7 protein-coding genes and 1 pseudogene are annotated in these 10,963 nt (G+C 74.0%); 2 read left to right on the top strand and 6 right to left on the bottom strand.

Annotated elements, in window-relative coordinates; all coding sequences use genetic code 11:
• Positions 1-23 precede the first annotated feature (23 nt).
• From CCN72_RS38855 to CCN72_RS04050, 3 genes are all read right to left on the bottom strand, one after another.
• Positions 24-5,018, bottom strand: a complete 4,995-nt coding sequence (locus CCN72_RS38855) for a hypothetical protein (RefSeq protein ID WP_086806349.1) — start codon at positions 5,016-5,018, stop codon at positions 24-26.
• Positions 5,015-5,869, bottom strand: coding sequence for a DUF4132 domain-containing protein (locus CCN72_RS04045; protein WP_086806350.1), 855 nt, complete (start codon positions 5,867-5,869; stop codon positions 5,015-5,017). Before CCN72_RS04045 ends, CCN72_RS38855 begins: the two co-directional genes overlap by 4 nt.
• 112 nt (positions 5,870-5,981) lie before the next feature.
• On the bottom strand, positions 5,982-6,386 hold the full coding sequence (locus tag CCN72_RS04050) for a DUF5997 family protein (protein WP_086806351.1): 405 nt from the start codon (positions 6,384-6,386) through the stop codon (positions 5,982-5,984).
• A gap of 111 nt (positions 6,387-6,497) precedes the next feature.
• On the opposite strand from CCN72_RS04050, the gene CCN72_RS04055 reads away from it, so the two are divergent.
• A complete protein-coding gene (locus CCN72_RS04055) occupies positions 6,498-7,337 on the top strand; it encodes a LysR family substrate-binding domain-containing protein (protein WP_208637911.1) in 840 nt (279 codons plus the stop codon).
• Between the two features lie 37 nt (positions 7,338-7,374).
• On the opposite strand, the gene CCN72_RS04060 is transcribed toward CCN72_RS04055, so the two are convergent.
• From CCN72_RS04060 to CCN72_RS04070, 3 genes are all read right to left on the bottom strand, one after another.
• On the bottom strand, positions 7,375-8,850 hold the full coding sequence (locus CCN72_RS04060) for an MFS transporter (protein WP_086806353.1): 1,476 nt from the start codon (positions 8,848-8,850) through the stop codon (positions 7,375-7,377).
• A gap of 117 nt (positions 8,851-8,967) precedes the next feature.
• Positions 8,968-9,669, bottom strand: a complete 702-nt coding sequence (locus CCN72_RS04065; RefSeq protein ID WP_086806354.1) for an HAD family hydrolase — start codon at positions 9,667-9,669, stop codon at positions 8,968-8,970.
• Positions 9,670-9,688: 19 nt separating this feature from the next.
• Positions 9,689-10,165 carry an Lrp/AsnC family transcriptional regulator gene (locus CCN72_RS04070; protein ID WP_199573019.1) on the bottom strand — a complete coding sequence of 159 codons (477 nt, stop codon included), beginning with the start codon at positions 10,163-10,165 and terminating at the stop codon, positions 9,689-9,691.
• Positions 10,166-10,414: 249 nt separating this feature from the next.
• Here CCN72_RS04070 and CCN72_RS04075 point away from each other — a divergent pair.
• A pseudogene (locus tag CCN72_RS04075) lies at positions 10,415-10,963 on the top strand (FUSC family protein); the annotation flags it as partial.

Raw genomic sequence — 10,963 nt, forward strand, 5'->3', positions numbered from 1 at the left:
GGCCACACCCCCGCCCCCGTTCGTCACCGGCGCCGCCCCTTCCGTGTCGCCCGCGTCGTGAGCTCTTCGTACGCCGGGGCGTCGCCCGTCCGGACGCGGTTCCAGGCCTGCGCGAACAGCTCGGCGACCGGAAGCAGCGGTACCGCGCGCCGGCGCGGCGGCACCGGGTACAGGGACTCCTTCCAGGTCTCCAGCGGCAGCGCGGGAGAACCCAGGTCGCGCCAGCCGCACGGCAGGAACAACGTCCGCCCGGCGCGCGGGCGTCTGGCCTCGACCACCAGGTCCGTCGCGGCCAGTTCGGCGCGGGCCTTCTTCAGCCGGGCCGGACGCCAACCGGTCCAACGGGCGCAGTTGCGGTCCGTCGGGTCGGGCAGGGCGAGCAGCTGGAGGTAGAGCGCGGCCGCGTCCTCGCCCAGCCCGTACGTCCCGGCCACCTCGGCGACCAGCGCGGGCACACTGACCGTCGGATCCTGCGCGTACCCCGAAGCCCCCTCGACACCGACCGCGCGGCCCAACTCCTCGCCGAGCAGCGTGCGTACGGCGTGCAGCGGACGCCCCTGGTGCGGTCCGACCAGCCCCGCCAGCAGCCCGAACACGGCGTCGTCGGGCCCGTCGAGCCCGGCCGGCCGGATCAGGACCGTCTCCACGTCCTGGTACCAGGGGCGCAGCACGATCGCCTCGCCCACCCGGGTCAGTCCGTGCGAGTCCGCGCCGCAGGTCGCGGGCAGCCCGTACACCTTGCGCAGTTCGGCCGCGGTCGGGGCGCCCTTCTCCGTCCGCTCGACGCCGAGGCCGAGTATCAGCTCGGGGTCGGCCAGCCGCCGGCGTACGGCGGCGAGCCCGGCCGGGAGCGCGGCGCGCAGCGGGTGGCCGTGCGGCAGGCCGTAGGCGAGGGCGGCGAGCCCGTCGACGGCGTTCACCAGACCGTGTCCGGAGGGCATCGCCGAGGGGTCCTCGGGGACGAGGTCGCCGTCCCTGTCCGGCCGCAGCACCGTGGTGCGGCTCAGCCACGGGGTACGGGACGGGTTGAGCACCTCCTCGGCGTATTCGACGGGGAGCCCGGTCAGCTCGGTCCTGATGTCCTCGGGCACCCGGACCAGCGAGCCGAGCCGCTCCGCCCACACCCGGCCCGCGGCCTCCGTGTCCGGACCGGTCGTCCACAGGTCGGCCGGGTCGCGGGGCAGCAGCGCGCCCAGCAGCGCCGTGCGCGCCTCCGAGCCGAGGCCGTGCAGCAGGGCGGCGCCGAACTCCCGCTGCTTGGGCTTGAGTCCGATCACCGCCAGGCCCTCGGCCTCGATGTCCTGCGGCTGCCCGGCGAGCAGGACGGCGGCCTGCGCGGGGCCGAGACCGCCGCCGCTCGCCGCGACCAGCGCCTCGGGTGCCCCCGCCGCCCAGGGCGCGGCGCCCTTCTCCCGGACCAGACGGGTCAGCGCGGCCAGGTCCTCGCCGGTGATCGTCGTCTCGTACCGCGTCTCCTGGTCCAGCGTGAAGTGGGCGACCGCGCCGAACGCGCCGCTCGGATCGTGGTCCAGCGCCAGCCAGTTGACGCGGCCTTGGCGGGTGTCGACGTTCTCGCAGCCGAGGATCACCACGGTGCGGCCGGCGCGGCGCAGCACCTGGCCGGCGCGCTGCTGCTTGTCGTGCGGTTCGCCGAGGACCATCTGCCGCAGCGTGCCGCCGGCCCCGGCGAGCGGTCCTTCGGCGAGGGCCTCGAACAGCAGGAGCAGTGGTTCCCGCCGGGCCTCGGTCAGGGCGGGCGACGCGGCCCGGTAGGCGAGCGCGCGCAGCCGGCCCAGCACCTGCGGCCACACCATGGCGATGCCCGGGACGGTGAACTCCTCGCTCTTCCAGCCGTCCGTGAGGGCGTCGAGCCGCTCCCGGCCGGGCAGGGGGACGCCGTCGGCGGGGCGGCCGGACAGCACATGGTTCACCGCGCGGATCTGGCGCAGCGCGTTCCACACCTCCTGCCGCCACCAGCCCTGGAGGGGGCCGAGCCCGGACACGGCCGCGTACACGCTGTGGTCGTCGCCGTGCGCAGGGCGGTAGTCGGCGAACATGCCCTCGGTGCGATGGCGCGGCAGCCGGGTCCGCTCCTGCGGGGGACGGGCGAACGCGGTCGCCGAGTCGGCGAGCCGAAGTGTCGACCTGACCAGCGCGGCGACACCGATGAGCAGCCGGTCGTCGGTCAGCCCCGGCAGGGCGCCGGCCACGATCTGCCGGACGACCAGGTCGGCGCTCGGCACGGCGGCCCTGGCCTGCTCGTCGTCCCCGGCGCGGGACAGCGCCTCCTGCCGCTTCGCCAGCGCCTCGGCGGCCACGCGCAGCACCTCGGCGACCCGTTCGTCGCTCAGGGCGCGCAGCACCGCCGAGCCCTGGACGTCGCGCGGGCGCAGCGCGTGCCAGAAGGACAGCGGGGGCACGAACCGGGTGCCCGCCGCGAACTCACCGCCCGGACCCTGGGGCGATACGCGCCCCAGCTCACCGGGACCGTGCCCGGCGCCGCCCGGGGTCAGCAGCCCGATGCCGCGGTACCGCTCCACGACGACCGGCTCGGCACCGCCCGGCAGCCGCAGCGCGCCCACCGGAATGCCGTCCGGCTGGGTCGCGGCCGCCGCCATCGAGACGGTCCGCCCGTCCGGTGTGCCCGCCGTCCGCAGCTTGGCGTCGCCCTCGCCCTCCGTGCGCACCCAGTGCCCGAGCACCGTGCCGTCGGTGCCGAACGGGCTGTCCTCCAGGCCGGGTTGCAGCGGCAGCACCTCGCAGCGTTCCGTGAGCAGCTCGGCGTCCTCGCGGATGCCCGCGCGCAGCAGGGCGGGCAGGGAGGCGCGGCCGTGCGTCCCGGTGGCCGGGTCGTACTCCAGCCACACCGTGCGCCGGCCGTCCCTGCCCCGGCGCCACAGGGTGCTGCCGTCACCGAGCAGACCCCGGGTCGGCGGCAGGACCGTGTCACCGGCGTGCAGCGCCTTGCCGCCGCTCGCACGCCCGCCGCCGGGCAGCGGGACGGAGGGAATGATCGTCTCGTTCGGGTTCCACCAGGAGGGCAGCTGCTCGCCGCCGAGCTCGAAGACGTCGGCCGGCCGGGACGACCAGTAACCGTACTGCTTGCTGCCCTGCCGCCACATGACGAGCAACTCGCCGTCCACATAACGGAATCGGGGCTGCTGCCAGCGGTCCGGGTCGTGCGGCAGCCGCAGCTCGTGGTCCAGGAGCACCCCCTGCGGCCCGACCACGAGCGCCTTGTGGCCGCGCGCGACGATCAGCGCCGGCCATGCCTCGTGCACGGCGATCGAGTCGGTGTGCCGATGGCCGGGCCCCTGGACGCGGGTCTGCGCGTCCAGCACGGCCAGCGCCTCCTCCAGGGCGGGCCAGCCCAGTTCGTCCAGGATGCCGGCGCGCAGCGTACGCGTCAGCAGCGGCGCCGTCGGGTGGGCGGCGATCCGGGCCACGGCCCCGGGGTTGACCTCGGAGGCGATCGTCCGGAAGGCGTGCAGCCGGTTCAGCGCGTGGCCGGCGCCGGGCAGGCCCACCGCGTCCGTGAAGTCGTCGGCGGCTTCGTCCAGCCACTCCCGCAGCACCTCGGACAGGACGGGGTGCCCGGCGAGCGTCCGCAGCATCTCCGTGGCGCGCGCATGGCCGCCGACCTGGCCCAGGGCGGTGTGCAGCAGGCGCTGCAGCCGCGGGTCGGCCGCCACCGCCGCCAGGTCGCGCGCGCCCTCACGGGTGTCCGTCAGCCAGTTGGGCAGCGGCAGGAACGTCCGCTCGCCGCTGCCCGGCACCGTGAGCGCGATGCCCTCCGTCAGACACAGATCGAGCAGGTCCAGGTCCGCGCCCGCGTGCCAGCCGCCCGCGAACAGCGCCACCGGGCGCCCGGCGGCGACCAGCCCCGGGGTCATCCGCCGGACCAGCGCCAGCGTGCCGGGCGAACGCAAGGAGAACGACCCGCCGTGCTTGCGGAAGGACGCCCAACGGCTCAGCCAGTCCGCCGGATCGACCCCGTGCGCCGCGGCCTGCGCGGGCTCCGTCAGCAGATGCTCGGCCCCCGTCTCCGCGAGCAGCGCGAGCCAGAACTCGTCGTCCTCGACCTCCCGGCCGAGCCCGGCCGGCATGATCTCCAGCAGTCGGATCCGGGTCTCGGGCCGGCGCTCGGCGAGGACCGGCAGCACCGCGCGGTAGGCGGTCCAGAAGGACCGGGGCGCGCGCACCGCCGCCGGGGAGGCGATCAGGTCGGCGACCAGAGCGCACTCCTCCGTCACCCGGTCCAGGCCCGCCGCCTTGATCAGCCCGCGCGCGTCCTGCGGCAGCGAGGCGTACGGCGGCATACCGGCCGCGCAGCGCTCCACCGTCAGCTGCCGGAACTGCGCCCAGGCCGCCGCGGGTTCGAGCCGCGCGGAGAGATCCTTCACATACTCCTTGAGGGCCTTGACGGTCAGCGCCCCGGCGAAGGCGAACTCCAGGAACACCGCGCGCCGCCGCTCCTCGTCCACCGCCAGCGCGTGCACCCGCTCGGCCTCGCGGGCCTTGCCGAAGAACGCCGCCGCGTACGTGGTGTTCTCGTGTCCCAGGAAGACCCGCGCGGCCTGCTCGTAGAACGTCGGCAGGAAGTGCGGCACCGCACGCCCCAGCCGCTCGCCGAGCGCCTCGAAGCCCTCCTTGGCGGTGCCCGGACGGGACTTGGCCTGCCGGGCGAGCCGTTCGACGTCCTTCACCAGGGCGAGCGCGTGATGGCCGTTCGCCGGGTCGTGGACCAGCGCCCAGGCCGGGAAGCCCAGCGTCTCCCGGCGCACCTGCCCGACCACGGGCGACTCGGGCTCCCGGGCCAGGCCCAGGAACTCCAGCGCCAGGTCCTCGGCCTCGCCCAGCGTGGCCGGCACCAGCCGGACCACCCGGCGCCCCTCCAGCGCGGGGTGCGTGTACGTGCGCACCGTCAGGCTGTCGGCGTCCTCGCGGGCGGTGCTCCCGGGCGGCAGCACGGCGCCGGCGTCCAGCAGCGCGGTGACCGTGTTCTCGTCGTACGTCATGCCGCCCGCTCCTCGTCCTCGATGTCCCGCCCCGCGTACAGCGCCGCCGCCATGCGCATGCCCTCCGACCAGGCCACCGGCCCGACCTGATCGAGCCTCAGCACCCGGCCGCCCGGCTCGGACCAGGCCAGCGGGCCGGTCTCGGTCTGCGCGTAACCGTCGTAGTCACCGATCCAGACGCGGGCCTCGACGGCGCGGCCGTCCTCCACCACGGAGCACACCGCGTAACCACCACGCGCGCGGTAGCCGAGCTGGGCGGTGCGGCCGTGCAGGAAGCGCAGCTCCTTGAAGACGCCGCCCGCGTACTCCTCGATCTGCGTCGCCTTGGCGTCCAGGACGGCCGGGCGGTGCCAGACCTCGCGGAACAACTGCTGGGCGCGCTGCTCGACACCCAGCTCCACCGCGAACTCCCGCAGCTCCTCCAGGTCTTCGAGGAGCACGGGGTGCGGGATGCGCACCAGCTCGGGGGCGATGCGGACGGTGTCGCCGTCGAGATCCACCAGGCCGAGACCGCGCTCGGGGTCGGCGTCGCGCAGGAATCCGGCGACCTGTCCGTCCGCGCCGGTGACCACGAGGTCGCGCAGCGCCGACTGCCAGGCGGGATCCGGCCATACGCCGGTGAGGAGGGCCGACGGCACCGGCAGCGAGCGGACCATCCACCGCTCGGCATCGGCCAGGCACCGCGACTCGTGCCGCTCCAGCCACTCGACGAGCTGCTTCAGACCGACGACCGCGGGATCGTCCGCGATCTTCGGTGGCACCGACTTCAACAACCGCCCGGACGCGTTGCGGCACACCACCTTCTTGCCGTCGAGGGCGACCTCGTAGTCACCGGCCGACACCCACCCCATACGTGCCTCCCGCACCGCAGTGATCAAGTGACGGGAACTCTAGAGGCGACCACTGACAACGCCCTCCGACGAACGGAGGGCGCTGGGGACAAGCCTGTGGAGAAGCGGGCGATCAGCTCTGCGACGAGTCCTTCGCCGCGTCCTTCTGCTGCTTCAGGTTCTTGATCCGCGCCGCTTCCTTGCGGACCTCGACCTGGGTGGCCTGCTCCTTGAGGAGCCACTCGGGCCGCTCCTGCTTGAGCGCCTCGATCTGCTCCGTGGTCAGCGCCTCGGTGACGCCGCCGCGCGCCAGACCGGCGATGGAGACGCCGAGCTTCGAGGCGACCACCGGACGCGGGTGCGGACCGTTGAGACGCAGCTCGCGCAGCCACTGGGGCGGGTCGGCCTGGAGCTCGTTGAGCTCGGCACGCGAGACCGCACCCTCCTGGAAGGAGGCGGGGGTGGCGGGGAGGTACACACCCAGCTTCTTCGCCGCGGTCGCGGGCTTCATCGTCTGGGTGCTCTGCTGCGACTTCATGAGGACAAGGGTATCGGCCGTGCGTGCGGGAGCCGACCACGAGCCGGGCGGCAGACGGCGGGGATCACGGCCGGTGACCATGGGCGGCGCCGCGGCCGGTAACCTGGCCTGGTGACAGGCTCGGAGGAATCACCGTCGTTCCGGCTCGCGTACGTCCCCGGAGTGACACCCGCCAAATGGGTGAAGGTCTGGCACGAACGCCTGCCCGACATCCCGCTCACCCTCACGCAGGTCCCGGCCGCCGAGGCGCCGGAGCTGATGCGCGCGGGCGAGGCCGACGCGGGTCTTGTACGGCTGCCCGTGGACCGCGACTTCTTCAGCGCGATCCCGCTCTACACCGAGACCAGCGTGGTCGTCGTCCCCAAGGACCATGTGATCACGGCCGCCGGCGAGGTCACCCTGGAGGACCTCGCCGACGAGGTGCTCTTCCATCCCCTGGACGACGTCTTCGACTGGGACCGGCCACCCGGCGAGGCCGCGTTCGAGCGGCCCGCGACGACCCAGGACGCGATCGAGCTGGTCGCGGCGAACGTCGGCCTCCTCGTCGTCCCGCAGTCGCTCGCCCGCCTCTACCACCGCCGCGACCTCACCTACCGCCCGGTCACCGACGCGCCCCGGTCCGGCGTCGCCCTGTCCTGGCCGGAGGCGGCCACCACCGACCTGGTCGAGGAGTTCATCGGCATCGTCCGGGGCCGCACGGTCAACAGCACCCGGGGGCGCGGGGCGGCGGGCCGCCCCGCGGACGGCGGTACGGCGGAGGGCCGTACGGCCAAGCCGGGAGCCAAATCGGCGGGCAAGCCCCAGGGCGACAAGAAGTCCCGGGGCGCCGGTCAGTCCGGCGCCCGGCAGAAGCCCGGGGCCGCCAAGTCCTCGGGCGGCCGGGGGCAGCGGGCCCGCACGGGCGGGGCCAAGCCGGCGGCGAAGCGCGGGAAGCCGAAGAAGCGCTCGTAGACGGCGGGCGCCGAGGCGCTCTCAGGCCGAACGTTCCTCAAACCGCCTGATCGTGTTCCTCCGGCCGTGCCGCGCCGCGTACCGCGCCCAGTGGTTCCGTCTGCCGTTCCCGCAGGTCGGCCACCGCGAGGATCAGGGCGAGGACGATGATGCCCACGGCCGTCAGCAGACCCAGCTGGAGCGCCCGCGCCGGGCTGCCGTGGTTGGCCAGGTGGGCGAAGTACACCGCGCCCACGGCGGCGATCCCGGCGGCCGAGCCGATGCGCTGGGCGGTCACCAGCACCCCGCCCGCCGCGCCCGCCCGCTGCACGGGAACGGTCGCCAGGGTGAGCGTGGTGTTGGGGGAGATGGTGACGCCCGAGCCGAGGCCCGCGATCAGCAGGGGCAGCGCCGCCGCCCAGGCCACGCCCTGTCCCGGCACCAGCTGCACCGTCGCGACCACCGCGAGCAGGCCCAGCGCCACCACCGCGAGACCGGCGACCACCAGCTTGCGCCCGTGCCGTACGACGAGCCGGCCGCTCACCCCCGCGCCGATCGCCGAACCGCACGCGAACGGCAGCGAGGAGAACCCGGCCGCGAGCGCCGTATAGCCCACGCCGTTCTGGAGGAACAGCGTGTAGACGAAGAAGAGCGTGGTGAAACCCGCGAAGTAGACCAGATTCAGCAGTACCCCGAGTGAGAAGGACCGCTGGGCGAACAGCCGCAGGTCCAGCAGCGGCGCCTGCCCCCACCAGCCCTGCCAGCGCTCCCACGCCCAGAACCCCGCCAGCAGCAGCGCGGCCACCGGGAGCAGCGCCCACTTCAGCCGGCCCGTCCACTGCTGCTCCTGCACCAGGGGCAGCATCAGCGCCAGCACGCCGGTGCCGAGGAGCAGCACCCCGGTCAGGTCGATGCCCTCGCGCCTGCCGGTGGCGGGCGGGGTGCGCGGCAGCAGCCGCAGCGCCGCGCAGAAGGCGGCGACACCGATCGGCAGGTTGACGTAGAACACCCAGCGCCAGCCGTCGTCCGTGCCGAACAGATGGATCAGCAGTCCGCCCGCGGGCGGCCCGATCGCCGTGGACAGCCCGACGACGCTGCCCAGCATGCCGAACGCCCGCGCCCGCTCGGTGCCCCGGAACATCTGCTGGATCAGCCCGGTGGTCTGCGGCGCCAGGATGCCCGCGGCCACGCCCTGCGACAGCCGGAAGAACACCAGCCAGCCGGCGTCGGTGGCCAGTCCGCACGCCGCCGAGGCCAGCGTGAACAGGGCGAGCCCGTACAGGAAGACCGTGCGCCGTCCGCGCAGGTCCCCGAGCCGCCCGGCGGGCACGAGGGCGAGTCCGAAGGTGAGCGCGTAACCCGAGACGACCCAGGACAGGGCGGCCGTGTCGGCGCCGAGGCCGCGTTCCATCGAGGGGAGGGCGACATTCACGATCGAACTGTCCAGCAGCGTCATGAAGCCCGCCGTAAGACAGACCCAGAGCGCCTGCCAGCGGCGCCGGTCGTCGGCCGGCCGGGCCGTGTCCATGGTCATGGGGGCCACGCTAAGCAGCGGCCGGGCCTTGAGCGGGTAAGCGAGGAAAATCCGGCGCGTCGGTGTTTGTCCTGCTATAGAGCGCCAAGTTTCGCGTCGTATTCGGTGTCTCAGGCATCAGGCGGAGTTCATGGTGGCCGTCCCCCGGAGCCACGCGTACGCCGAGCGGGCCGTGAACTCCTTCTGCCCGTCGCGCAGCAGCAGGTCCGCCGTGGTGAACCCGGGATCGTCGGCCTGCTCGGCGACATAGGGGACGGCGATGCAGCGCATCCCGGCGGCGTGCGCGGCGGCGGCGCCCGGAGCCGCGTCCTCCAGGACCACGCAGTCGTACGGATCCGCGCCGAGCCGCCGGGCGGCCTCCAGGAAGGTGTCCGGCGCCGGCTTGCCGCGGAGGACGTCGGCCGCCGAGACCACCACGGAGACGAGGGCGTCGAGGCCGGTGCCGGCCAGGACCGCGGCCATGGCCTCGGGGGAGGAACCCGAGGCCACCGCGGTCGGCACGCCGTCGGCGGCCAGCAGCTCCAGCAGCGCCCGCATCTCGGGATACACGCGCGTGTGGGCGCGGGCCAGCTCCAGATAGCGCCGGTCCGTCGCGGCCAGCAGTTCCTCGGCCGGGACGCGCATCCCGTAGCGCTCCCGCCAGAGCAGAACCGTGTCCCGGGTGCTGACACCGACGTAGCTCTCGTGGTCGGCCCAGGTGTAGTCCGGCACGCCGTACTCGGCCAGGGCCAGACGGCTCGCCTCGTAGTAGTTCGGCTCGCTGTCCACCAGCGTTCCGTCGAGATCGAAGATGACCGCGAGGGCGCCGAGATCGCTCATGCGCTCCAGCATGCCGGGATCAGGCGCGGGCGGCGCGGCCCACCGCCGCCACCAGGGGGCCCAGCCGGTAGGGGACGCGCTCGCGCAGCGCCACCTCGGTACGGGTGCGGACCACGCCCGGCAGACTGATCAGTTTCTGGATGACGTCCTCCAGATGGGCGTTGTCCCGGCCCACCACCCGGGCGAGCAGATCACCGCCGCCCGTGATCGAGAACGCCTCCACGATCTCCGGCACCGCCGCCAGCGCGTCCCCGACGTCGTCCAGGTGGCCCTGGGTGACCTCGATGTGCACGAACGCCAGCACCGGGTGGTCCAGGGCGGCGGGGGACAGGGAGGGCCCCGTACCGGTGATCACCCCGTCGCGCTCCATGCGGTCGAGCCGGGCCTGGAGCGTGCCGCGGGCTATGCCGAGAATCCGGGCGTACTCGCGCACGCTGGTGCGCGGCTGCTCCAGAAGCAGTCGCAGGATGCGGGTGTCGAGCTCGTCCACGGCCATGATGGACGACTGTACCAATGGCCCAATACCCGTTCGAACCGCTGTGCCGCTCGACCTGCGCCGTTGGCGTCGCGCAGGGTCCGCGACAGGGCCTTGTGCTGGGCCATTGGCCCATTGAATCGGGCATCACTTGAGCCACTGCGGTAGGGGATGCTCTTATGGACATGTCGATGGCGCTGCGGATCCCCGCGGCGCCTTTTGTTTTCCGGTCTTCCTTGGTCTTCCAAGGTGTCCATGGGGAGGGCAGCAGTGCTGAAGAAGGTGTTCGTGGCTCCGGACCCGGGTCGGGCGCGATTGCGCTGGGCGTCCCGGGCCGTCCTCGGCATCGGGCTCGCCGTGGTGGTCTGTCTGCTCGTCGGGCACTCTGTCGTCGGCGCGGTCACCGGCGGGCTCGCGGCGCTGCTCGCGCTGTTCACGGTCGCCGACGCCACCGTGCGCGGGCAGGCGGTCACCACCGCGCTGCTTCCGGTCGTGGGCCTGCCGGTGCTCGGCGCCGCGGCCGCGCTGCACCCGTACCCGGTGGCGCGGGACCTCGCCTTCCTCGCCGTCGTCGGCGCCGGGGTGTACGCCCGGCGCTGGGGGCCGCGCGGGCACAGCCTCGGCGTGTTCGCCTTCATGATGTTCTTCACCGCCCAGTTCCTGCACGCCACCCCCGACCGGCTGCCCGAGCTGTCCGCCGCCGTACTCCTTTCCGTGCTCAGCGCGGCCGCGGTGCGCTTCGGGCTGTGGTGCTACGAGCGCAGGCTGCCCCCGGCCGCCGCTGGACAGGGAGGCGGGGACGGCGGCCGGGGGCAGCCT

This window comes from Streptomyces murinus (genome assembly GCF_002154555.1).
Taxonomy (GTDB): Bacteria; Actinomycetota; Actinomycetes; order Streptomycetales; family Streptomycetaceae; genus Streptomyces; species Streptomyces murinus.